This window comes from Kangiella taiwanensis (genome assembly GCF_020005165.1).
Taxonomy (GTDB): Bacteria; Pseudomonadota; Gammaproteobacteria; order Enterobacterales; family Kangiellaceae; genus Kangiella; species Kangiella taiwanensis.
In genome coordinates this window covers 270,838-293,779 of the sequence record NZ_JAHCLT010000002.1, presented here as the reverse complement: position 1 = coordinate 293,779, position 22,942 = coordinate 270,838, and the positions used below count along the sequence as shown (strand labels likewise).

19 protein-coding genes are annotated in these 22,942 nt (G+C 44.7%); 15 read left to right on the top strand and 4 right to left on the bottom strand.

The annotated features are described in order from the left end of the window. Nucleotides 1-41: 41 nt before the first annotated feature. Nucleotides 42-1,391: a tRNA (N(6)-L-threonylcarbamoyladenosine(37)-C(2))-methylthiotransferase MtaB gene (gene mtaB, locus KFK88_RS06870; RefSeq protein WP_223578059.1), complete on the top strand. Its 1,350-nt coding sequence runs from the start codon at nt 42-44 to the stop codon at nt 1,389-1,391. Here mtaB and barA read toward each other — a convergent pair whose 3' ends face one another. Together barA and KFK88_RS06860 are read right to left on the bottom strand one after the other, a co-directional pair. Next, nucleotides 1,392-4,235 carry a two-component sensor histidine kinase BarA gene (gene barA, locus KFK88_RS06865; RefSeq protein ID WP_223578057.1) on the bottom strand — a complete coding sequence of 948 codons (2,844 nt, stop codon included), beginning with the start codon at nt 4,233-4,235 and terminating at the stop codon, nt 1,392-1,394. Beyond that, complete coding sequence (locus KFK88_RS06860; protein ID WP_223578055.1) at nt 4,232-5,245, bottom strand: ABC transporter substrate-binding protein; 1,014 nt, start codon at nt 5,243-5,245, stop codon at nt 4,232-4,234. The genes barA and KFK88_RS06860 overlap by 4 nt, the downstream gene beginning before the upstream one ends. Nucleotides 5,246-5,412: 167 nt before the next feature. On the opposite strand from KFK88_RS06860, the gene KFK88_RS06855 reads away from it, so the two are divergent. After that, nucleotides 5,413-6,186 carry a 3'-5' exonuclease gene (locus KFK88_RS06855; protein ID WP_223578054.1) on the top strand — a complete coding sequence of 258 codons (774 nt, stop codon included), beginning with the start codon at nt 5,413-5,415 and terminating at the stop codon, nt 6,184-6,186. Between the two features lie 66 nt (nt 6,187-6,252). Continuing rightward, entirely contained in the window at nt 6,253-7,605 is a 1,353-nt protein-coding gene (gene rlmD, locus KFK88_RS06850; RefSeq protein ID WP_223578053.1) for a 23S rRNA (uracil(1939)-C(5))-methyltransferase RlmD, read from the top strand. A 349-nt stretch (nt 7,606-7,954) separates the two neighbouring features. Here the strand turns inward: rlmD and KFK88_RS06845 are convergent, their stop codons facing one another. Further along, nucleotides 7,955-8,389 carry a hypothetical protein gene (locus tag KFK88_RS06845; RefSeq protein WP_223578052.1) on the bottom strand — a complete coding sequence of 145 codons (435 nt, stop codon included), beginning with the start codon at nt 8,387-8,389 and terminating at the stop codon, nt 7,955-7,957. 692 nt (nt 8,390-9,081) lie between these two features. On the opposite strand from KFK88_RS06845, the gene relA reads away from it, so the two are divergent. Beyond that, nucleotides 9,082-11,292, top strand: a complete 2,211-nt coding sequence (relA, locus tag KFK88_RS06840) for a GTP diphosphokinase (RefSeq protein WP_223578051.1) — start codon at nt 9,082-9,084, stop codon at nt 11,290-11,292. A 3-nt stretch (nt 11,293-11,295) separates the two neighbouring features. Then, nucleotides 11,296-12,078 (top strand): nucleoside triphosphate pyrophosphohydrolase, encoded by a 783-nt coding sequence (gene mazG / locus KFK88_RS06835; RefSeq protein ID WP_223578050.1) that lies wholly within the window; start codon nt 11,296-11,298, stop codon nt 12,076-12,078. A gap of 6 nt (nt 12,079-12,084) precedes the next feature. Here mazG and KFK88_RS06830 read toward each other — a convergent pair whose 3' ends face one another. Beyond that, nucleotides 12,085-12,534, bottom strand: coding sequence for a YaiI/YqxD family protein (locus KFK88_RS06830; protein WP_223578807.1), 450 nt, complete (start codon nt 12,532-12,534; stop codon nt 12,085-12,087). Between the two features lie 358 nt (nt 12,535-12,892). Here KFK88_RS06830 and KFK88_RS06825 point away from each other — a divergent pair, with 358 nt between their 5' ends. From KFK88_RS06825 to hisF, 10 genes are all read left to right on the top strand, one after another. After that, a complete protein-coding gene (locus KFK88_RS06825) occupies nt 12,893-14,530 on the top strand; it encodes a CTP synthase (protein WP_263296384.1) in 1,638 nt (545 codons plus the stop codon). 38 nt (nt 14,531-14,568) lie between these two features. Beyond that, nucleotides 14,569-15,429: a 3-deoxy-8-phosphooctulonate synthase gene (gene kdsA / locus KFK88_RS06820; protein ID WP_223578048.1), complete on the top strand. Its 861-nt coding sequence runs from the start codon at nt 14,569-14,571 to the stop codon at nt 15,427-15,429. A 68-nt stretch (nt 15,430-15,497) separates the two neighbouring features. Continuing rightward, nucleotides 15,498-16,781, top strand: coding sequence for a phosphopyruvate hydratase (gene eno / locus KFK88_RS06815; protein WP_223578805.1), 1,284 nt, complete (start codon nt 15,498-15,500; stop codon nt 16,779-16,781). 188 nt (nt 16,782-16,969) lie between these two features. After that, nucleotides 16,970-17,245 (top strand): cell division protein FtsB, encoded by a 276-nt coding sequence (ftsB, locus tag KFK88_RS06810; protein WP_223578047.1) that lies wholly within the window; start codon nt 16,970-16,972, stop codon nt 17,243-17,245. Nucleotides 17,246-17,256: 11 nt separating this feature from the next. After that, a complete protein-coding gene (gene ispD, locus KFK88_RS06805) occupies nt 17,257-17,961 on the top strand; it encodes a 2-C-methyl-D-erythritol 4-phosphate cytidylyltransferase (protein WP_223578045.1) in 705 nt (234 codons plus the stop codon). Nucleotides 17,962-18,418: 457 nt separating this feature from the next. Continuing rightward, on the top strand, nt 18,419-19,267 hold the full coding sequence (gene hisG, locus KFK88_RS06800) for an ATP phosphoribosyltransferase (RefSeq protein ID WP_223578043.1): 849 nt from the start codon (nt 18,419-18,421) through the stop codon (nt 19,265-19,267). Then, nucleotides 19,264-20,979 carry an aminotransferase class I/II-fold pyridoxal phosphate-dependent enzyme gene (locus KFK88_RS06795; RefSeq protein ID WP_223578041.1) on the top strand — a complete coding sequence of 572 codons (1,716 nt, stop codon included), beginning with the start codon at nt 19,264-19,266 and terminating at the stop codon, nt 20,977-20,979. Before hisG ends, KFK88_RS06795 begins: the two co-directional genes overlap by 4 nt. Then, nucleotides 20,976-21,554 carry an imidazoleglycerol-phosphate dehydratase HisB gene (gene hisB, locus KFK88_RS06790; RefSeq protein WP_223578039.1) on the top strand — a complete coding sequence of 193 codons (579 nt, stop codon included), beginning with the start codon at nt 20,976-20,978 and terminating at the stop codon, nt 21,552-21,554. The genes KFK88_RS06795 and hisB overlap by 4 nt, the downstream gene beginning before the upstream one ends. Continuing rightward, nucleotides 21,551-22,165: an imidazole glycerol phosphate synthase subunit HisH gene (hisH, locus tag KFK88_RS06785; RefSeq protein WP_223578037.1), complete on the top strand. Its 615-nt coding sequence runs from the start codon at nt 21,551-21,553 to the stop codon at nt 22,163-22,165. Before hisB ends, hisH begins: the two co-directional genes overlap by 4 nt. Next, the gene (gene hisF / locus KFK88_RS06780) at nt 22,150-22,932 is read left to right on the top strand and encodes an imidazole glycerol phosphate synthase subunit HisF (RefSeq protein WP_223578035.1); all 783 of its coding nucleotides are present in this window, start codon (nt 22,150-22,152) and stop codon (nt 22,930-22,932) included. The genes hisH and hisF overlap by 16 nt, the downstream gene beginning before the upstream one ends. The last annotated feature ends 10 nt before the right edge of the window (nt 22,933-22,942 follow it).

Here is a 22,942-nt window from a genome sequence, read left to right as displayed (position 1 = left end):
AAATATTCGCAACACCGTTCGATTTTAGAGATTAGAGAGCTATGCAAGTACATTTAAGCGCCTTAGGCTGTCGACTTAACGAAGCTGAATTACAAAACTGGGCGACGTCCTTCCAAAAAGTTGGTTACTCATTGGCATCAACACCAGAAACTGCAGATTTAATCGTGCTAAACACTTGTGCCGTAACAGCGGAAGCTGCTCGAAAATCTCGTCAAACCGTTCGTCGTTTTCACCGTACCAACCCTGAAGCTCGTATGGTGGTTACAGGGTGCTATGCATCGCTAGAGCCTGAAAAGCTTGAGCAAATCATGGGTGTTGATTTGGTCGTTGATAATTCAGACAAAGACGTACTGGTTGATAAAGTTAAAGAGGTTTTGGATATCCCGGTAATGCCAGAGTTTGCAACAGAACCTGGGGAAAGCGCTTTGTTCGCTCGAAACCGTGAGCGTGCCTTCATCAAAATACAGGATGGTTGCCGCTATCGCTGTACCTATTGCATTGTTACCGTGGCGCGCGGTGAAGAAAAAAGTCGCTCTATCGATGATTTGGTTGAAGAAGTGAATAATCTTCATGCGGAAGGTATCCAAGAAATCGTACTGGCTGGCGTTCATGTCGGTGGCTATGGCTCAGACATCGAGTCCAGTTTGTATGAGCTAGTGGAAAATATCTTGGAGCGCACGGAGATGCCGCGTATTCGCTTTGCCTCAGTTGAGCCTTGGGACTTGGGTGAAAACTTCTTTGAACTGTTTGCAAACCCAAGGTTGATGGCTCATATGCACCTGCCAATCCAAAGTGGTGCCGATAGTGTCTTGCGCCGCATGTCGCGCCGCTGTCGTACCGAAGACTTCCAGGACTTGGTCAATCAGGCACGAACTCAAGTACCAGGTTTTAATGTGACCACAGACGTTATTGTGGGGTTCCCAGGCGAAACGGACGAAGAGTTTGAGCAGACTATGGACTATATTCAGCAGGTCGGCTTCGGACACATTCATATCTTTACCTATTCCGATCGTGAAGGGACTAAAGCGGCACGTTTGCCAAATAAGATCAGTAAAGATGTCAAAAAAGAGCGCAGTAGACGCTTGCATGAGTTAGCGGCAAAATTAAAAGCACAAGAACTGGAAGCTCAGATAGGACAGACCGTTCCAATTTTATGGGAAAGTTCGAACCTCACCAATGAAGATGGCTCTAAGCGTTATCACGGTTATACACCAAATTATCACAAAGTTGCGGTGGATGTAGCGGCTGGTAAAAGCCCCGAACGACTGATCCTAGAGACAAAGCTTGTATCGGTTGATACTGAACAAGGTTGCTTAGTGGGTGATATCCTTGAAGATATTCCAGATGCTACAGAGCTTGAGTCGAAAGCGATTCAAATCACTCAGCTATAATCAATCTGCGGCAACCTCGTCAAGGTAGGGTTGGGCCGCTTCATTAATAGCTTTAAGCTCTACAATCAATTCGTTATGCAAATCTTCAAGCAGGTTATACTGCTGTTTCTTCAGTTTCGTTTCATATTGGTTACTGAGACTTTTCAGCCTTGGCGTCCCCACATAGCAACTGGCGCCGTGTAGCTTGTGAATGTGTTGCAGTAACTCATCAAAGTCTTGTGCTTGGTAGGCCGCATGAATGACGCGCCCTGTTTCATGGTTAGAGTCAACCATCATTTTCAGCATATCTCTGGCCAAGTCAGCTTTGCCATTCGCCAGCTTTAAACTCAACTCCCAATCCAGTGTTTCTTCTTGTCGTCCATCACTTGATTCAGACGTTTGTACTACCGTGTTCAGGGAGGCGTCTGCTTGGGTCCATTTCAGTAGAACATTAATCAGATCCTGCTCAGAAACAGGCTTAGTCATGTAATCATCCATGCCTGAGTCGAGAAGAATTTCGCGCTCATTAGCCATCGCATGCGCAGTTAAAGCAATCACTGGTGTACTTTGATTCGTGGCATTAGCTCGGATGGTCCTAGTGGCTTCAAGGCCATTCATTTCTGGCATTTGAATATCCATCAAAATAGCGTCGTACACTTTATCTTTACTTAGTGCGACAGCTTGCATACCACTTTCTGCAGTATCGACTTTAATTTTTAGATCTTTCAAAAGCGTTGTCACCAGTCGAAGGTTAGCTGGGTTGTCATCAACCGCTAAAACGTAACTGCCTTTGAGCTCTGTGGCGTCTGTGGTGTTAACAGGTGTTGGTATTTGCTTTTTCGACTTACGTCCTTTGTTAGAGCGGAGTAGTTCAATTAAGGAGTTATACAAAGCACGGTAGGTAATGGGCTTTTCCATGGCTCGCGACACGCCAAGCGTGGACAGGTGCTCAAGAAAGTCGACGTCACTAGATGTGCTGAACGTAATAACTGGGCATCCGAGCTGGTTATTCACTTTGTCACAAATATGTTCTATTCGCTGCATTCGGCGGCGGAAACGTTGGCCGCCAATGATTATTAGGTCGACGTTTTTACCGCTTTGAGCGTAAAGATCAACTTCAGTCATGAGATCGTCGATTTTCTCAAAACTGCGAACTTGCATTTGCCAGTCTTCCAGCATCTGGGTTAGCGACAGTCGGGTAGCAGGGTGAGGGTCGAAGACCAACACTGACTTCGCAGCCAAAAACTCGCCAGTTAACCCATCTTCCGGTAGCGACTCGGCACGCTCGCATTGCAGAGTAAACCAGAAGGTCGACCCTTCGCCTTCGTTACTCTCGACACCGATGGTGCCTCCCATCTTTTCAACCAGTGATTTTGATATGACTAGTCCGAGCCCGGTACCACCAAATTCGCGGGTGGTGCTACTATCAGCCTGACTAAAGGCTTTGAATAAATTGCTCTGCTGCTCTTTAGTTAAGCCAATACCCGAGTCCTTCACTTGAATCTTGAGTTTGAGTCCTTTTTTACCTTCGGACTCGACTTCTGCATAAAGTTCAACACTACCAGCTTTGGTGAATTTGACCGCGTTATTAAGAAGGTTGGTGATAATCTGCTTAATTCGGATTGGGTCACCGAGCAGGGCTTTCGGTACGTCTGAATAAATGAGTGATACCAGCTCAATACCTTTTTGTGAGGCATTCGGCCCCAAGATTTTGAACACATCGTCCACGCACTCGCGCAAGTCGAACGGGTAACGCTCAAAGGACATTTTGCCAGCTTCGATTTTGGAGTAATCCAAAATATCGTCGATGATAGACAGCAACCCTGATGCAGAGCGTTTAATGTCGAACAGGAAGTCTTTCTGCTTATTATTTAACTCGGTCTTGAGTAGAAGATCGGTAAAGCCAATAACACCGTTCATTGGTGTACGAATTTCGTGGCTCATGTTGGCCAGGAACTCGGTTTTAATGCGACTGGCTTCGACTGCTTGGCGACGTGCAATATCCAATTCCAGGTTGTTCACTTCAAGCGTTTCAAGCGTTTCGCGCAAATCCTCGGTCGCTTGGTCGACGGCTTGCTGCATTTCTTCCTGATTGTGCTCCATACTCTCAGCCATCAGGTTGATACCATCTTGCAGTGTTTTTAGCTCAGCGCTGGCATCCGAACTGATTCGCGTATCAAGCTTACCATCTTTAATTTTATCGACGCCTTTAGCCATGCTGACGATAGGCTCTGTCACGCTGCTCGACATGCGTCTTGCTAAAAAGCCACCTATAAGTAGGCCAATGAGACTAATGATAATGGTAGTAATAATCGTGCTGTAACGACTCAGCAGCGAAAAGTCTTGGGACATTAAAACAGCAACATACCCTAAAACCTCGGTATTGCTTTTAACGTTTGTGCGCCACGACTCATGGTCTTCTGGGAACTTCGATAAAATAGGCGCGTGAAAAACGACGCCTTCATCTAGATGCTCTACGTGAGCATAACGCATCAAGCTGCTCTGAGCACCAATTTGTGTCAGATCATGAGGGCTTTGGATGCTCATTTTTGATAAGTACTCTGCTGCGCCCACAGAGGTTAAGATTCGATTGTTTTGATCGTAGATGGCAACGGCTAATAGTTCTTTATCGTTGTCGCGCGCAGCTTGCGCCATTTCTTGAAGCGTGGAGTTGTCGAGTGTAATGATGCCGTATTCACTGGCGAGTGCGAGGTGGGTGGCGATGGTTTTGCCCCTCGACATTAGTGAGTCTTCGCTATCCTGAATGTGGTTGTTGATGAAAAAGAAACCCAACAAGAGACAGACTAACAGCGTAGGCGTCAATGCCAGAGTTAAAATTCGTCGACTAATTCCCCAGTTTTTCATGGTGTTTTTTGTTTCCCATTACCCATTGCACTTTGTATGAAGTCCAAAGTTTCTACTTTTTGCATCAAACCACCGACCGTCAAGTCATCGTAACCTAAGAGACGCGCGATTTTTCGGTTAATTGCAATCGCAAACTTATCAGGATACTGGTAGGGCTGCGTCAATGAACCTTCCGCTAAGGCGTGATAAAGGTTCGCCGCTTGAACCCCCATGTCATACGGCTGGGTAAACAATGTTAGCATTGCTCCTTCTTTTAGTACACTTTCTGAGTGCGCTATAACAATTATCCGTTCGCGATAAGCATTGACCATAATTGACTTTCTGACCTTTCCGGGCCGGAAAACACAGTCGCTTTCAAGAATAATCACAGAACAACATAAACTGAGTTGGCGCATCGCGTCGCGCCCGTTTAGTTTCGGCTCGACCATGACTGGGCTGTAGGAGAGGTCATAAAATGCCGCTAACTCTTCAAACTCTTGGATATTGTGTTTCGTTTGTGGCGAGATAAAGCTGCCGACTTGAGCTTGATAGACATTCAAGCTTTTGGCCAATTGTACAAACCGCTCGGTGGGTTGAGAGTGGCTGATGGCGTAAATGCTCGCTTTGGGAGATTTCCTAAGTTTCTCAAACTGACTTTTGTTGATCATAAGCGCTAGAACTGGCGTGTTTAGATCTAGCTGTTCGATTTTTTTGAGTGATTTATTGCCGATGACGATTATCAAATCTGGGGTGTTGCTTTCGAGTAATTCCTGCCAGTTGTTTTGTCGTTGCCAAAATATCAGCTGTTCCTCAAGCTTCAAGCTGTACTGGTCGGCCAAGGTTTGCCGAAAAGAATACACCAGCTCGCGTTCTTGAGTCGTGGAAAAAGCACTTAAAATATTAACTTTTACTGTTTCAGGCTCAGGTTCATGCTCGGCGAATGCGGTTAATGGCGTCAATAATAACACCATTAACAATAAAAGAGCGCCAATCAGTTGAGTGATCTGGAAAAGGTTTCGTGCCTCAGGCAAGTGTGAATTCTCCAAGCTTTTTGGTGACAAAATCGTTATACTACGGGGTCTTTTGTAGCCTAATCTACCTTGCCTAAATACTCGTGGCAAGGATGAGTTTAAAGGATTTCGGCGTACATAATAAATAAATCGAAACATTGAAGAGATGGTGGTGAGATAGCAGCTGTATGAATTTATTTGTATTTGATATCGAAACAATCCCAGACGTCGAGGCAGGACGCTTATTGAATGACTTCCAAGGCTTGAGTGACGAGGATGTGGTTTCGGCCATGGAGCACTTACGAGTACAGCAGTCGGGTACCACCTTTCAGCCACTCTATTTACACAAAGTGGTGGCCATCTCAGCGGTATTCCGCCATGGCGATAAAGTCAAAGTGTGGTCGTTAGGCGAAGAAGATGCCGATGAGAAAGAGATTGTTCAACGCTTTTTCGATGGCATCGAGCGTTTTGCGCCGACTATTGTCTCTTGGAATGGCTCGGGCTTTGACTTGCCTGTGTTGCACTACCGAGCGATGAAGAATAACGTTACCGCCCAGAAATACTGGGATACAGGCGAAATTGATAATCAATTTAAGTGGAATAATTACATCAGCCGTTATCATAATCGCCATATCGATTTGATGGACCTGTTGGCGTTATACAACCCGCGGGCGAATGCGCCTTTGGATAAAATCGCTTCAATGTTAGGCTACCCCGGCAAGATGGGGATGAGCGGTGCCAAAGTATGGGAAACCTACAACGAAGGCAATCTCAAAGCGATCCGGGACTACTGTGAAACCGATGTTTTAAATACCTACCTGGTGTATTTACGTTTTGAGGTGATGCGTGGCAACTTAACCGCCGAAGAGCTGGAAGCTGAAGAAAGCTTTTTGAAGCAGTATCTGAAAGAAGAAAACCAGCCTCACTTTAACGAGTTTTTAACAGCTTGGGCTGGCGAATAGTTCAAGCTGTTCTTATTAGTAGTAATTATATTTTAGCGACAATTTAAGCAATAGAGACCGAATTTAATGGCAAGAAGACGACGTAGAAAACCGCTACCGAAAGATCCCGTACGCGCAGAAATTCATGCTTTTTCTCATGAAGGCAGGGGAATTGCCTCCGTAGATGGCAAAACAGTGTTTGTTGATAACGCACTCCTTGGCGAAGAAGTATCATTTATTTACACCGAAAAGCGCGGCAAGTTTGATGAAGGCGTCGCCGAAGAAGTTCATCGCGCCTCTGATGATCGTGTGACACCGCCGTGTGTTCATGCGGATATCTGTGGTGGGTGTAGCTTGCAGCATATGAGCAACCCTGCACAGATTGCTCACAAACAATCGGTTTTGGTGGAGCAACTTAAGCATTTTGGGCAATACGACTTAGATCGTGATGATTACGAACTGGTTGAGCCGATGCAAGCTGACGTTCTGGGTTATCGTCGTAAAGCACGCCTTGGCGTTAAGTTTGTGCCGAAAAAGGGTGGTGCACTGGTAGGTTTCCGCGAAAAACGTAGCAGCTTCTTAGCAACGATTGATTCGTGCGAAGTCTTAGATCCTAGGGTCGGCCAGTTAATTACGCCACTAAAAGAGATGATTTCAGAGCTCGATACCAACAATAAAACGGCACAACTTGAAGTTGCCATGGGTGACGACCAAGTCGCGCTTGTTGTGCGACATTTAGAACCGCTCACCGAGAAAGACCATGATATGTGGGTCGAGTTTGGTAAAGAGCATGGTTTGTATATTTACCTACAACCTAAAGGCCCTAAAACGGTTCATAAAATTTATGGCCCTGAAGAGAAAGAGTGGCTCAGTTACAAACTTGATGATTATGGTGTGGAATTACTATTCCATCCAATGGACTTCACACAAGTTAACGCCAGCATTAATCAGCAAATGGTTAAGCGGGCTATCGACTGGCTAGAGCCAAGCAAAGACGATCGTATTCTTGACCTATTTTGTGGCCTGGGTAACTTCACTATCCCACTCGCCACTCAAGTGCAAAACGTTGTTGGCGTCGAAGGCAGCGAAGACATGGTTGAGCGTGGCGGCATGAACGCCAAACACAACAAGCTCGACAACGTCAAATTCTACGCCACAGACCTACAAGCAGACTTCACGCAGGAAGACTGGGCGCAAGAAGGCTTTAACAAAGTTTTAATTGACCCACCTCGAAGCGGTGCATTAGACGTGGTACAAAACATCGCACGCTTTAATCCTGAGCGCATCGTCTATGTTTCTTGTAATCCAGCGACGTTGGCTCGTGATAGTGGTGAATTAAAGGAAAGAGGGTATAAATTAGTAAAAGCTGGAGTGATGGATATGTTTCCTCATACGGCGCATACAGAATCTATCGCTCTTTTCGAAAGAGAAAAGCGCTAAATTCGCTTGATACTTTGTTAAATTGATATTTTGAGTGCTCATTTAGTATTACTAAACTCCGCCCCTCAAAATATCAATTTGCCGCGTCTCAAACGAATTTATCATCTTTTCTTATCGGTCATTATCTTTTCAATGTATAGAACATAGCTAAAGCAGTTTTATATCCCTTTCAGTCAACCTCCGTTATTCCGTGGTTTAGCCACGGACTAAAATCGCATGGAGCGATTTTGAACAGCGAAGCTGGCCTTTGGTGAAATGCAGTATGTATTTCATAATCCAGAGGTTTTTTTAAAGGGAAGTCATAGCCCTGGAGGCATTTCATTTTTTGAGACTACGTCTTCCTTGATTATTAGTCACCGATAAACCACAAAGTTTTAGTTATATCTTTTATTGATTTTAGTGAAGTCCCTTTGGTTATCAAGCAGTGAGACTCGTCTCGAATTACACGAAGGAATACCGGTGTTCCATTGTTTTTATCTTTTAAATGAAACTCCATGTAACTAACTCCATGTTCCTTTCGGGCCACTGCCAACTTCTCGCCTGTTTCATTGACTGCATCTGTAAAAAGCTGAATATTGCAACTCTGATTAATAGTTAACTCTAAGGTGCTCTTATCTTGATAATTACAATAAAGGTTTGCACCGTCGATAAAGGAGTTATTCTTGCTAGGTATTATCATCATACAAGTTTCTGGCAACTCAATTTTCCTGTCGAAAATAAACATCTCGGTTGACATAGCGCTAAATGGTAAAAGAGTTATTAATATAAAAAGAATTTTTTTCATTCTATTCCTTAATGGTCTTTATTTCTTACACCAGATGCTAAAACTTTAAAATCAAGAAACTGATATATACAAGACTTAAAGTATAAAACATTAGCAAATGTAGCTTCGATTAGCTATGGCGCACTACCGGCACTTTCTACGGACGTAATCGAGGGAATGTTGTAGTATTTTGATTTCAAACTTTGAAGTCATTCCTACCTTTCGAGGCTACGCAAGGCATAGCAATTATAATATATCACCTGAGGCTTGACCTAATTACCCCTTAAAGTTAGCCGAGTGAGGCAAAGTTATAGCGTAATTTGGGCAGGGATAGCCCAAATTAGTCAAATCGAGACAGGACGTCGAGTTTGACGGCGCGTGAGTAACTTTGATGAGCGAGGGGAGTGCGAAGCACCTAACGTCCGGGGGGCCTTTCTTTTGGTTACTTTTCTTGGGCATGCAAGAAAAGTGACAAAGACATTTTAGTCACTGGATCCCGCGGTAAGCGACCGAAGGAGTTACCCCTGCATCATTGGGAAACAGAATAACCACTAAACCTTCCCAATAATGACAAATCCTGAAATATCCACTCACTCACTTCCAATAAATTTTTATACTGCTACTATGTTTAATTCATGGATTATGGAGATACCTTTTGTGGGTGTCGTAGCCTAAGAGTCTGATAAAACTCATAAAAAGAACGATTTGTAGCTATGAAGCGTAAAGAACACGACATATTTGAGATTGTTGAGTCTGGGAACTTTGATTTTGAGCAGTGGTTAGCGCTGAATGATTTGTCGTTGGCGGATAATGCGCTTAAGAAATTGCGTAAGGCTGTGAATCTTGCTGAGAAGAATATCTCGAAGACGCCGGTAATTAAGCTGAATACGTTGGCTGCTGGTCTTGAGTTGGCTGAGGTCTTGACGCACTTTAATGCGGATAATGAGACGTTAACGGCGTCGGTTCTGTTACCTGCGGTAATTAGCGGTACTATTGATACGGAAACCTTGAAAAAGCACTGTGGCGCGAGTATTGCTGAGTTGGTGCATGGCGCTGGTCAAATGGAGGCCATGCGCAGTTTACAACAGTCGTCTGGTGCGGAGAACGATGAGCAACAAGTAGAGAGCTTGCGCAAGATGCTGTTGGCGATGGTCAATGATGCGCGGGTAGTATTACTCAAGTTGGCTGACCGTGTGGTGACCTTGCGTCATATCAAAGATGCGAGCTCCGATCTTCAAATGTTGTTCGCTAAGGAAACTAAAGATATCTTCGCGCCTTTGGCGAATCGTTTAGGCATTGGACAGCTTAAATGGGAACTTGAAGATCTCGCTTTTCGATACCTTGAGCCTGATGCTTATAAAAAAATCGCCAAAAGTTTGCGCGAGAAGCGAGTGGCTCGTGAGCAATACATTCAAGATGTTTTAGATTTGTTGAATGAAAAGCTAGCTGAAGAGTCAATCAAGGCTGATGTTACTGGACGAGTGAAGCACATTTATTCGATTTGGAAAAAGATGACCCGTAAAAAGGTTAGTTTCGAAGAAATTTATGATGTGCGCGCGGTTCGAATCTTAGTCGATAAAGTTCAAGATTGTTACGCGACTTTGGGTATTGTTCATGGCAGTTGGCAGCATATACCTAAAGAGTTTGATGACTATGTGGCGACGCCGAAGGAGAACGGTTACCGCTCGATCCATACTGCGGTAGTAGGGCCTGAAGGGAAAGTGCTTGAGGTTCAAATTCGTACTCATCAAATGCATGATGAGGCGGAAAAGGGCATTGCGGCGCATTGGGCCTACAAAGAAGGCACAAACCTTAATAAAGTTGGCGTCGATGAAAAAATTGAGTGGATGCGTCAATTACTAGAGTGGCAGAGCGAGCTGGCTGATACCGCGAGCGACGATTTGATGCAGGAGTTCCAAAGCTCGGTGTCGGAGGATCGTATTTTTGTGTTCACGCCGCAGGGCAAAGTGATCGACTTGCCTTCTGGTAGTACCCCGATTGATTTCGCGTATCGTATCCATACCTCAATTGGTCACCGCTGTATTGGAGCAAAAGTAAAAGGGCGGATCGTGCCTTTGACGCATAAGCTTAGTACGGGTGAAGTGGTAGAAATCATGACTAAGACAGAAGAGCTGCCCAGTCGTGACTGGTTAATCCCTTACAATGAGTATATTGGTAGCACTCGAACGCGTCATAAGATCAGTCAGTTTTTTAATAAGCTCGATAAAGAAGATAATCTTAATGCCGGTAAAGCTTTATTGGAGCGTGAGTTAAGTCGTGCTCATCTTTCCGATACGGATCATCGAGAACTTGCCCAGCGATTGCACCTTGCTAGCGAGCAGGAGTTATATATTAAAGTCGGCTCAGGTGATCTAGGTATCATGCAGGCTCTGAATCGCGCAAAAGAATTTAAAGAGGAAAAAGAGCCTCGCCGAGACATTAAACCAACGCTTCGTAAAAAAACGAAACGTCAGTCGTACAATGATATTTCAGTGTCTGGTGTGGGCGATCTGTTAACTCAAATCGCAAAGTGTTGTAAGCCAGTTCCCGGTGAGGATATTGTGGGCTACATTACTCAGGGACGTGGTATTGTGATACATCGTGAAACCTGTACTCACGTTAAAAAAGCTCATCGCGATCGACCAGAGCGACTCATCCCAGTGAGCTGGGAAGCCGAAGCGAGCAATGCTTATGCTGTTGATTTACGTATCATGGCTATGGATAGAAAGTCTTTACTTAAAGACATTACAACAGTACTCGCGAATGAACAGGCAAGTATTACCGATCTTTCTACGCATAAGCGAAATGAGCAAGTTGAGTTATGGGTCGAAGTGGAGCTGAGTAAGGTCGATGACTTGAATCGTGTCATGATGATGATCAAGCAGCTACCAAGTATTTTTTCGATAGAGCGAAAGACGAACTAATTGATGAAGCATACCGAACGCTTACTGGATATTATGCGCACACTGCGTGACCCCGAAAAGGGATGTCCTTGGGATAAAAAACAGACATTTGAAACTATCGTGCCTCACACTTTGGAAGAGGCTTATGAAGTCGCTGATGCCATTGAAAACGGCAATATGGCTGAACTCGAAGGTGAGTTGGGCGACTTGCTGTTTCAGGTGGTGTTTTATGCTCAGCTAGGCCAAGAGCAAGAGCTATTTGATTTTGAGTCGATTGCTCGGGCCATGAGCGATAAGTTGGTGCGTCGTCACCCTCATGTGTTTTCTGATATGTCGCTTGAATCCGACGAGGCGATTAAGCAAAACTGGGAAAAACTCAAACAACAGGAGCGTCAGAGCAAAAATCAGGCGAATGTTAGTTTGCTTGATGATTTACCACGAAGCTTCCCAGCGCTGTCATTAGCACAAAAGATGCAAAAACGGGTTGGGCGACACGGTTTTGATTGGCCAGATATCGACGGCGTTGTAGCCAAACTGGAAGAAGAGGTTGCGGAACTCAAAGAAGCGATTGCCAAGCAGGACCAAATGCATATAGAAGAAGAGTTGGGCGATGTGTTGTTTAGTTGTGTTAATTTGTCACGCCATTTAAAGGTCGATCCTGAATCAGCACTGCGCAAAAGTTGCCGAAAGTTTGAGCTACGATTTAGAGCGTTAGAAAAGATTATTACAAAACAAGAACTGACCGTTGATACAGCCAGTTTAGAGCAATTAGAAGCTGCGTGGCAGCAAGCAAAAATAGACGTGTGAATCTGGTCATTTCGCTTTTTTTGCAATGATACGATCAAGGTGGTTAGCGAACTTCATGCGGTCGCCATGATCAAGAGGAGGCGGGCCACCACTTTGGATGCCGCTAGAGCGTAGGGTTTCCATAAAGTCCCGCATGGTTAAGCGAGCCTTAATATTCTCTTTGGTAAATAACTCACCACGAGGGCTTAATGCTGTACAGCCTTTACTGATAACTTCGTCAGCGAGCGGGATATCGGCGGTGATGACGAGATCACCCGAACTGGCGCGGCGCACGATTTCGTTATCAGCGACATCAAAACCTGATGCTACTTGTAATGACTTAATAAAAGGTGAAGGTGGGACTTTGATATATTGATTAGCAATAAGGCAAGTGTGGATCTCAGCTCGTTGTGCTGCTCGAAATAGAATATCTTTGATAACCACTGGGCAGGCATCTGCATCAACCCATATTTTCATGCGCAACTCTCGCGAACCAACCAAAAGAGGCATCATATAGAATACCCTGTGTTTTGTCTTGGCTGGGTTTGAATTAAATAGAAAAACTCCTCGCCAATCATCGGACCTTTTTGATATACTGTTTTCCCGTCCTGGGAGTCCTTTCTTCTCAAAGACATACGTATGTAATAACGTCACTTATGCAGTGACTAAGTGCTTTTTGATTTATATAAAGCATTGATTTTCAAAGAATTAGGTATCATAAATCGTAGAGTGACTTGTATGGCATGCCCATAGGCAAGTGATTTGCGGTTTGTATTTTGATATGAGCTGTTTTTACAGCAGCTTTTTAAAACGCTCAAGTAGTTGGATTAGGCTTATGACCAAGTATGTATTTGTAACCGGTGGTGTTGTTTCTTCTTTAGGTAAAGGTATTGCGGCGGCTTCGATGGCAGCCCTGCTGGAATCTCGCGGTCTAAAAGTGACCATGATGAAGCTTGATCCATATATTAACGTTGACCCTGGCACCATGAGCCCTTTCCAACATGGTGAGGTTTTCGTGACGGACGATGGTGCTGAGACTGACCTTGATCTTGGTCACTACGAGCGTTTTGTTCGAAACAGCATGAGCCAACGTAACAACTTTACGACAGGCCGTGTCTATTCTGATGTATTGCGCAAAGAGCGCCGCGGTGACTACCTTGGCGGTACGGTACAGGTGATCCCGCACATTACCGACGAAATTAAGAATAAAGTAAAAATCGGTGCTGAAGGCTACGACGTAGCGATGGTGGAAGTCGGTGGTACGGTTGGTGACATTGAGTCACTACCGTTTATGGAAGCAATTCGTCAGCTTCGTTTTGAAGTGGGCAAAGAAAACGCTATGTTTGTGCACCTGACGTTATTGCCATACATCGCGGTCGCAGGCGAACTAAAAACCAAACCAACGCAGCACTCCGTGAAAGAATTACGTTCGATTGGTATTCAGCCAGACATGCTGATTTGTCGTTCTGACAGAGCAATCCCACCGGGTGAAAAAGCGAAAATTGCATTATTCACCAACGTTAAGGAAAAAGCGGTTGTGTCGCTACAAGACGTCGATAGCATTTACCGTATTCCTTCAGTGTTGTTGAACCAGAAAGTCGATCAAATTATTTGTGAGCGCTTCAAAATTGATGCTCCAGCAGCAAATTTAGCAGAGTGGGAAGACGTTCTATATCGAGAAGCAAACCCTAATGGTGAAGTCGATATCGCCATGGTGGGTAAGTACATGGATTTAACCGAAGCCTACAAATCATTGACTGAAGCTTTGAAACACGCTGGCCTACACAATCGTCAGCAAATCAATATCCATTACGTAGATTCGCAAGACGTGGAAAAGCGTGGCACGGACATGCTGAAAGAGATGGACGCCATATTGATTCCAGGTGGATTTGGTGAACGTGGTGTTGAAGGCAAAATCGCTACGGCGAAGTTTGCACGTGAGAACAATATTCCTTACTTGGGTATTTGCTTAGGTATGCAGGTCGCTGTGATTGAGTACGCTCGACACAAAGCAGGTTTAGAAAATGCCAATAGTACAGAGTTTAACGGTGCGACGGAAAACCCTGTAGTAGGCTTGATTACTGAGTGGATTAACCGCGACGGATCAACTGAAGAGCGCACTGATGACTCTGATTTAGGCGGAACCATGCGACTGGGCGCGCAACCTGCAAACGTGAGGCCAGGAACTAAAGCCCACGATATCTATCAAAGTGATGTGATTAACGAGCGTCACCGTCACCGTTACGAAGTTAACAATAACTTACTTCCAAAGCTTGAGGAGGCTGGCCTTGTGGTATCATGTACTTCAAGTGAGAAAGAGTTGGTGGAGATGGTTGAGCTGAAAGATCACCGTTGGTATGTGGCATGTCAGTTCCACCCAGAGTTCCGCTCTACGCCACGTGATGGTCACCCGTTATTCAGCGCATTCATCGCTGCGGCAAAAGATTACCGCGCTGAGAAAAGCAACGGCTAAGCCGCGGCGCAACATTGGCATAAGCCAAAGGCAGGTATATGAAGTTATTAAATTGGGAAGTGGGTATCGATCAACCGTTTTTCTTGATTTGCGGTCCCTGTGTGATTGAGAGTGAACAGCTCGCTATCGACACTGCTGGCTACTTAAAGGAAATGACGGATCGTTTAGGCATCCCATTTATTTACAAATCGTCGTTCGACAAAGCAAATCGCTCGTCGAGCAAAAGTTTTCGTGGGCCGGGCTTAGAAAAGGGTTTAGAAATCCTACAAAAGGTTAAGGATCAAGTTGGCGTTCCTGTCTTGACGGACGTTCACGAAGATACGCCAATTAAAGAAGTGTCGTCGGTGGTTGATGTGATGCAGACGCCAGCCTTTCTATGCCGTCAGACCAATTTTATTCGTAAGGTTTGTGAGCCGGGGACACCTGTTAACATCAAAAAAGGCCAGTTTTTGTCTCCTTGGGACATGAACAATGTGGTCGAAAAAGCGCGTGAAACGGGTAATGAGCACATCATGGTTTGTGAACGTGGCGCCTCTTTTGGTTATAACAACCTCGTATCGGATATGCGTTCGCTATCAATCATGCGCGAAACAGGCTGTCCGGTGGTGTATGACGCGACTCATTCGGCACAGTTACCAGGTGGGCAGGGTTCATCATCAGGCGGCTTACGTGAAGTGATCCCAGTATTAGCGCGTGCGGCTATCGCGGCGGGCGTGTCTGGTGTCTTCATGGAAAGTCATCCTGATCCAAGCGTTGCCAAATGTGATGGTCCAAACTCTTTCCCGATGTACCGCATTGAGGAAACCCTGAAGGTCATGAAAGAGTTGGACACCATTGTTAAAAAAGCAGGTTTTGCCGAGGACTCCATTACTGACTTTGGTAGTGGTGACCTGCTGTAACCGTATTTTGTTATTTTTTTGTTTTTATTGTGTTCTGAACACTATTTACTTTGAAGATTGAGGGTGTGATTTTGAAGATCAAAAATGTTATTGGACGTGAAGTTCTAGATTCTCGTGGTAACCCAACAGTAGAAGCCGAAGTTATTTTGGAAAACGGCGTTAAAGCAATCGCTTGTTCTCCATCTGGAGCATCTACTGGTTCTCGTGAAGCGTTGGAACTTCGTGACGGTGATGCGTCGCGTTACTTAGGTAAAGGCGTATTGAAAGCTGTTGAGTTCGTTAACAATGACATTAAAAACGCATTGGTGGGAAAAGATGCTTCAGATCAAGCTGCTATCGATCAAGTTATGCTTGACCTAGATGGTACCGAAAACAAAGAAAAGTTAGGTGCTAACTCAATTTTAGCCGTGTCTTTGGCAAACGCTAAAGCCGCAGCACAAGCTTCAGGTAAGTCGCTATACCAGCACATTAACCGTGACGGTAAGTTCGCTATGCCAGTGCCAATGATGAACATTATCAACGGTGGTGAGCACGCCGATAACAACGTTGATATTCAAGAGTTCATGGTCATGCCTGTGGGAGCTCCGACTTTCTCAGAAGGTTTGCGTATGGGCGCTGAAATCTTCCATAGTCTGCGTAAAGTATTGCAAAACAAAGGGCTGAACACAGCTGTTGGTGATGAAGGTGGCTTTGCTCCTGATTTGGGTTCGAACGAAGAAGCGATCCAGGCAATCGTCGAAGCGGTGGACAATGCAGGCTATAAGTTAGGTGATGATGTCGCTCTAGCGCTAGACATCGCATCAAGTGAATTCTATAAGGACGGTAAGTACCACTTGGCTTCTGAAAATAAAGTTCTAAGCTCAGAAGAGTTTGCTGACTATCTGGCTGACTGGGTTGAACGTTATCCTATCGTATCGATTGAAGATGGTATGGACGAAGGCGACTGGGACGGTTGGAAAGCATTGACCGATAAAATTGGTACTAAGTGTCAGCTAGTCGGTGATGATTTGTTTGTGACTAACACCAAGATTTTGCAAGAAGGTATTGATAAAGGTATCGCTAATTCGATTCTGATTAAAGTGAATCAGATTGGCACCTTGACAGAAACATTAGCGGCTATCGATATGGCGCATAACGCAGGTTACACGGCGGTGATTTCACACCGTAGTGGTGAAACTGAAGACACGACAATTGCTGATTTAGCAGTTGCGACAGCTGCCGGTCAAATTAAAACAGGTTCATTGTGCCGTTCGGATCGCGTTGCTAAGTATAACCAGTTGTTACGTATCGAAGGCGAGCTAAATGGTCAGGCACCTTACCCTGGTACTGGCGCATTTAAGTTTCAAAAATAGTCTATAAAACTTAATTTCTGCGTTATACAGCCAGTGAAAAGGTACTCATGTACTTGGGATACACTCCGTTTGTTCACTGGCTGAAAGCCTTGAACTTAAGCTTTCTAGCTCTATTTAGACGTGATTATAAATTACAAGCTTTGCTCTTGTGTTGTAATTAAAACTGCTTTTCGGGTATTGTTTATTTTATGAAATGGGTGGCTCTAATATTGGTCGTAATTTTTACGACGCTTCAATACCGAATCTGGTTCGGCGAGTCCTCATTTCGTGAAATAAAGCAACAGCTTGAAAAAGTAGACAATATCCGTAAAGAAAACAAAGAGTTAGAACTCAGAAATCAAAAGATTGTTGCTGAAATTACTGACCTCCGAGACGGTAAAGATGCTATTGAGGAGCGCGCCCGCTATCAGTTAGGAATGATTAAAGAGGGCGAAGTGTTTATCCGGATTCTAGAGAGCCGTTAGTCGAGAAGCTTATGTCATCAAATCGTATATGGGCTGTCATTCCAGCCGCAGGTATTGGCTCACGGATGAATTCTGATATTCCCAAGCAGTACCTTAAGATTGAAGACAAGACCATTCTTGAGTACAGCATCAATCACTTCCTTGAGCACTCAAAAATCCATAAAGTCGTTGTTGCACTTAATCCTAGTGACGATTATTGGGCAAAGCTCCCTTTTACCGATAACCCTCGTGTCTTGACTACTAACGGGGGGCAGAACCGAGTTGACTCTGTCTTGTCGGCCTTGCAGCTTATTCGTGATATTGAAGGGACTGAGCATGACTGGGTTATGGTGCATGATGCCGCTCGACCTTGCTTAAGCTCACGCCATATTGATGATCTGGTTCACGCCAAAGAGTCATCTCCTGACGGCGCTATTTTGGCGATTGGTGCAATCGACACGGTAAAACAAGCGAATCAACAGCAAGTAATCGACAAAACCATTGATAGGGACACTATTTGGTTAGCGCAAACGCCACAGTTCTTTCCACTTATTAGCTTAAGCAATGCCATCGAGAAAGCCTTAGCAGCTAAAGCTGTTGTGACTGACGAAGCATCTGCGATGGAATTTGCCGGTTATCACCCCTCGCTGGTTATAGGATCACGTAAAAACCTGAAAGTTACAGAGCAAGAGGATTTATTGCTGGCATCAATTTGGCTAAACCATGGCTTGGATTAACTTCAATAGAGCCTTTATAACCAAAATGTCATAAAGGCGTGTTGACAAGGTTGAGTTATCAGGTTTTAATGCACTCATATGAATACATTACTAAGCGAATTACATCACCACCACCATCACGCAAACGTGTTGGCGGTGAGCTATTGTCTTTAATAATGTCATTCAGTTAAAGAATTCAAAAGCCCCGCCATTGAGCGGGGCTTTTTTTTGCCCTTAAAGAAGTGTTCAAGGCAAAGCAAGCATTAATGAAAGAGTAGAGTTAGAGTAAAAACATGAATTTAATCAGTCAATTACATCATCATCACCATCATACACTGCGCGAGCGACGGTGGGATGAGTTGTATTTGACGAAATAACTCTCAGCAAAGAATTCCAAACCCGTTGCTCCGAAAGGACAGCGGGTTTTTTCGTTTTTAGACTTTTACATTTTTATATATTGATATTCAGGAGATACACAATGACTTTGAAAATGGTAATTCCAAAAGGCAAGCTTTACGATAAGGTTGCAGAGCTTTTGTCAGAAGTGGGTTTAACGTTAGTTGGTGATAGCCGTAATTATCGACCAACGCTGTACGGTTGTGATATTGAGGTTAAGTTACTGAAAAGCCAGAACATTCCAGAAATGGTAGCGTTAGGGCAGCATGACATTGGCTTTGCCGGTATGGACTGGATTATTGAGCAGGAAGCCGATGTCGAGGTACTCGAGGACCTAGGTTTTAACCCTGTGAAACTGGTCTCGTGTATTCCTGAGGAGTGGAATTGGGAAGAAGTGAAGCAAAGAAATATTATTGTGGCTTCAGAATACAAAAAAATCGCGAACGACTACCTGTCTAAGTTGGGCGTGCCATTTAAGTTGTTGCGTGCATACGGCGCCACAGAAGTTTTTCCGCCGGAAGATGCTGATATGATTATCGACAACACCAGCACAGGCTCTACCATTCGAGCAAACCGTTTAAAGATTGTCGATACGGTTATTGAAAGTTCGACTCAATTTATTGCCAACAAAGAAACGTTACAAGACCCAGCGAAAAAAGAGCAGATTGATAACTTATTGTTGCTGATGCGTGGCGTGATGAATGGGCGTAAGCGTGTTTTGCTTGAAATGAACTGTGGTAAAGAGACCATTGATAGTGTAGTGAACTTATTACCTGCCATGAGAGCGCCGACGGTGAGTGAGCTGTATAACGCCGATGGATTTGCAATTAAAGCAGCGATTGAGCGCAAGTTAATTAAAGACTTATTGCCAAAGTTAATTAGCGCTGGTGCTACGGATATTCTTGAAACACCGATTCGGAAAGCGCTATGAAGCCTTTATACCAAAACTCCCTGAACAACCAGGCTGCGGGTGGAAGCGTAAGGCGGCCTCTCAAGCTAGACTTCAACGAGCGTTCAGATTGTCGACCTCTTTGGCTAAGCGAAGAAACACTGTCTACAGAGTGTTTGTGGAAGTACCCTGATAAACAGGGGTTGCAAACCCAAGCCAGTCAATTCTACGGTGTGTCTGAAAAGCAGTTACTCTTGACTAATGGTGGCGATGAATCGATTGAGTTGTTATTTAAGTTAGCCTGCTTGCAGCAACGTAAATTGATTTTGCCACTGCCTGCTTTTAGTCAATACCTTGTTGGAAAAGACACTTGGAAAAGCGATATTGAATTAATTGAGCCTTTGGACGATATGCGCATTGATTTAACTTCGGCGCTCGATTGTTTAAGCGACAAATCAATATTAATTTTAACCAGCCCTAATAATCCCACTGGTGAGTTGATTCCTTATGATGAGCTGGTTAAAGCCTGTGAGTTAGCTAAGTCTAAAGACGCGGTTGTGTTTCTTGATGAGGCTTATATCGAGTTTGCCTGCAACATGACAGACGTTACGCTTGAGCTGATTCAGCGCTTTGACAACCTAGTGATTTTACGAACCTTATCAAAGGCCTTCGGTTTGGCAGGAATACGCTGTGGTTATTTACTGGGACAGCAAGCTATGATTTCGCAGTTCACATCATTAGCCATGCCTTTTAACTTGCCTTCTCCGACAATTGAGGTTGCGAAAAAAGCGTTTAGCGAAAGTGCTCGATTGGAAGTCAGCAATTATGCGCAAACTATTGCCCAAAATCGTGAGCAAATTACATCGTTACTCACTGAATCTGGCTTAAAGGTCGTAGACAGTAGTGCCAACTTTGTTTTTGTACAAGGAAGCGACGCTAAGCTGCGCTTAATTAAAGCGGCATGTCAGAAACGCAATATTATCATCAAAACCACGCTATCAGGTTTAAGTGCAAAGCGCGTAGATATCAATGCGATTCGAATCACCATTCCTTTTTACATTAGACCATTGCTCAATGCTCTGTGTTTGGCGCTTAAGCCAGAGTTATTGTGCTTCGATATGGACGGTGTATTGATTGATACCAGCCAAAGTTATGACGAGGCGATTAAGGCAACGGTGAAAGAGTTAAGTGGTGAGTCTGTGACTCAACATGACATTGAGCGCTTGCGAGGTCAGGGTGGCTATAACAACGACTGGGTGTTAGCTCAGGCCTTAACCAATGAACAGTTAGCTGGTTCTGAAAACGTTGACTTTGACAAAGTGGTTGATGTCTTTCAGGGCTTTTACCAAGGTAGCGCTTCACAGGAAGGTTTTAAAGCCATAGAAAAGGCTTTTATGAGTAGAGACTTTGCGACGCGTTTATTTATTACAGGTACTAAAACACTGAAAACAGCCATTGTTACTGGACGCCCGAAAGACGAGGCGATTGAAGGTGCTGAGTTGGTTGGTGCTAAGAACTGCCTGATTATTAGTGACGATGATGTGACTGAGTCCAAACCTAATCCAGAAGGTGTTCAAAAAGCATTGCGCTATTTCGGTAAAGAGAACTGCTGGATGATGGGCGATACGCCTGACGATATGGCTGCTGCGAATGGTGCCGGAGCATTGGCTATTGGTATCGGTAGTGAGAGTTTGTACGACTTTGGGGCTGATCTTGCGCTGGAGTCGGTTAATGAATTAGAGGAGTTGTTATGAGTAATACCATCACCTTAAATCGTGAAACGAAAGAGACCACTATTGAGCTGGGGCTCAATATTAATGGACAACAGAATGTCTCGATAGATACAGGGCTCCCGTTCTTTGACCACATGCTCAATCAATTGGCAACGCACGCCGGCTGGGATTTAACGCTAAAGTCGACAGGTGATTTGGAGGTTGATGATCACCACTTGATTGAAGATGTGGCTATTTGTTTAGGGCAGGCTTTCAATCAAGCATGGCGTCAGCAAGGAAAGATTGTTCGCTATGGTCAGCGCTTATTACCCATGGACGCAAGCTTGCTAATCGTGGCTGTGGATGTCTGTGGACGTGCTTACTCGATCACTGATTTGCCTTTTACAAGGGAAAGTTTAGGCGGTATCGGTACTGAAATGTGGAATCACTTCTTTTATACCTTTGCGATAAATAGCGCCATCACTCTGCACATTAAAACGGAGTACTTTGACAATAATCACCACTTAGTAGAAGCCAGCTTTAAAGGCTTGGCATTTGCTTTAAGAGAAGCGTTACAGGTGAGCGAGCGTGATAACAGTACCAAGGGGATGTTATGAGTGCTGGGTTAAATGGCTCTGTCGAACCTAAAGTGGTTGGCGTTATAAATACCAAAGCAGGGAACTTGTTTAGCTTGTACGCCTGTTTAAAGCGTATTGGCTATACCACTGTACAAATCAATCAACCGAGTGATCTTGAGGTTAATCAGGTCGATGCATTGGTTATTCCGGGACAAGGGCGTTTTGGGCAGGTCATGAAGCAATTGAGTGCCACAGGTCTGGATGCAGAAATTATCGATTGGGTTAAGCAGGATAAGCCACTGCTGGGGATTTGTGTTGGACTTCAGGTGCTCTTTAACCAGTCTGAAGAAGATCCCGGTATTCCTGGGTTAGGTATTTTCCAAGGCAAGGTTGAGCGCTTAAATAGCCCGAAGCAACCGATGGTAGGCTGGTCAAAGCTTAGCTCGGGTATGAGCGACCTGAATGAGAAGATTGTTTATTTCGTCAATAGTTACGGCATTAAAGAGTCTAAGGTAACGGCGGCCACGGTGACTTATGGCGAGCAGTTTGTGGCTGCTATTAATCAAGGCAACATTTGGGCATTTCAGTTTCACCCTGAAAAGTCAGGTGATACCGGCGAGGAGGTCATTAAGCAATGTCTGAGCAGCTAGAGCAAGTTAATAATGGTCTAATCCCAAGAGTGATCGTTTGTCTTGATGTGGCTAATGGTCGCGTGGTCAAAGGCGTTAACTTTAAAGGATTGACCGACATGGGCGATCCAGTGGAGTTGGCGTTGAGATATCAAGAGCAGGGAGCTGATGAAATTGTATTCCTCGATATTAAGGCCACTTTGGAAAATCGTGCTAATGCGCTGGATACGGTTCGTCGAGTAGCGCAAAACTTATCGATTCCATTCACGGTGGGCGGCGGCCTTAATAGTTATGCTGATGTTGAGCAGTTTTTGAATGCCGGTGCTGACAAGGTGGCATTGAACTCGGCAGCGGTCAAAACGCCTACTCTAATTAATGAGATCGCTGAAGGTTTCGGTTCACAGTGTGTGGTTGTGGCTATCGATGTGAATAAGGATGAAACCGATGATTACGCGGTTTACGTCAGCGGTGGTCATGTTCGAACCGAGGTTAATGCTTTTGATTGGTTTAGAGAAGTTGAGAAACGTGGCGCAGGTGAAATTCTTCTGACCGCGATGCACCGTGATGGAACTGGTATCGGCTTTGATAATGAGTTGATGTCGCGTGTGGCGAAAGAACGCAACATTCAAGTCATTGCGTCCGGTGGTGCCTCCAACGAGCAGCATTTTGTCGATACTTTTATGGCGGGGAGTGATGCAGCTTTAGCGGCCGGCATGTTCCACCGAGGAGAGTATAGCGTGCAAGATGTGAAGAAAGCCCTTAAACAACAACAGATTTTAACGCGATAGCGTAACTAGG

What these genes read in the sequence shown, in the direction of transcription:
- rlmD (WP_223578053.1), top strand. Translation starts at nt 6,253, where the DNA reads ATGGCAAGAAGACGACGTAGAAAACCGCTACCGAAAGATCCCGTACGC.
- KFK88_RS06855 (WP_223578054.1), top strand. Translation starts at nt 5,413, where the DNA reads ATGAATTTATTTGTATTTGATATCGAAACAATCCCAGACGTCGAGGCA.
- KFK88_RS06795 (WP_223578041.1), top strand. Translation starts at nt 19,264, where the DNA reads ATGAAGCCTTTATACCAAAACTCCCTGAACAACCAGGCTGCGGGTGGA.
- KFK88_RS06825 (WP_263296384.1), top strand. Translation starts at nt 12,893, where the DNA reads ATGACCAAGTATGTATTTGTAACCGGTGGTGTTGTTTCTTCTTTAGGT.
- KFK88_RS06830 (WP_223578807.1), bottom strand. Translation starts at nt 12,534, where the DNA reads ATGAAAATATGGGTTGATGCAGATGCCTGCCCAGTGGTTATCAAAGAT.
- mtaB (WP_223578059.1), top strand. Translation starts at nt 42, where the DNA reads ATGCAAGTACATTTAAGCGCCTTAGGCTGTCGACTTAACGAAGCTGAA.
- hisF (WP_223578035.1), top strand. Translation starts at nt 22,150, where the DNA reads ATGTCTGAGCAGCTAGAGCAAGTTAATAATGGTCTAATCCCAAGAGTG.
- mazG (WP_223578050.1), top strand. Translation starts at nt 11,296, where the DNA reads ATGAAGCATACCGAACGCTTACTGGATATTATGCGCACACTGCGTGAC.
- barA (WP_223578057.1), bottom strand. Translation starts at nt 4,235, where the DNA reads ATGAAAAACTGGGGAATTAGTCGACGAATTTTAACTCTGGCATTGACG.
- relA (WP_223578051.1), top strand. Translation starts at nt 9,082, where the DNA reads ATGAAGCGTAAAGAACACGACATATTTGAGATTGTTGAGTCTGGGAAC.
- KFK88_RS06845 (WP_223578052.1), bottom strand. Translation starts at nt 8,389, where the DNA reads ATGAAAAAAATTCTTTTTATATTAATAACTCTTTTACCATTTAGCGCT.
- hisG (WP_223578043.1), top strand. Translation starts at nt 18,419, where the DNA reads ATGACTTTGAAAATGGTAATTCCAAAAGGCAAGCTTTACGATAAGGTT.
- kdsA (WP_223578048.1), top strand. Translation starts at nt 14,569, where the DNA reads ATGAAGTTATTAAATTGGGAAGTGGGTATCGATCAACCGTTTTTCTTG.
- hisB (WP_223578039.1), top strand. Translation starts at nt 20,976, where the DNA reads ATGAGTAATACCATCACCTTAAATCGTGAAACGAAAGAGACCACTATT.
- ftsB (WP_223578047.1), top strand. Translation starts at nt 16,970, where the DNA reads ATGAAATGGGTGGCTCTAATATTGGTCGTAATTTTTACGACGCTTCAA.
- hisH (WP_223578037.1), top strand. Translation starts at nt 21,551, where the DNA reads ATGAGTGCTGGGTTAAATGGCTCTGTCGAACCTAAAGTGGTTGGCGTT.
- ispD (WP_223578045.1), top strand. Translation starts at nt 17,257, where the DNA reads ATGTCATCAAATCGTATATGGGCTGTCATTCCAGCCGCAGGTATTGGC.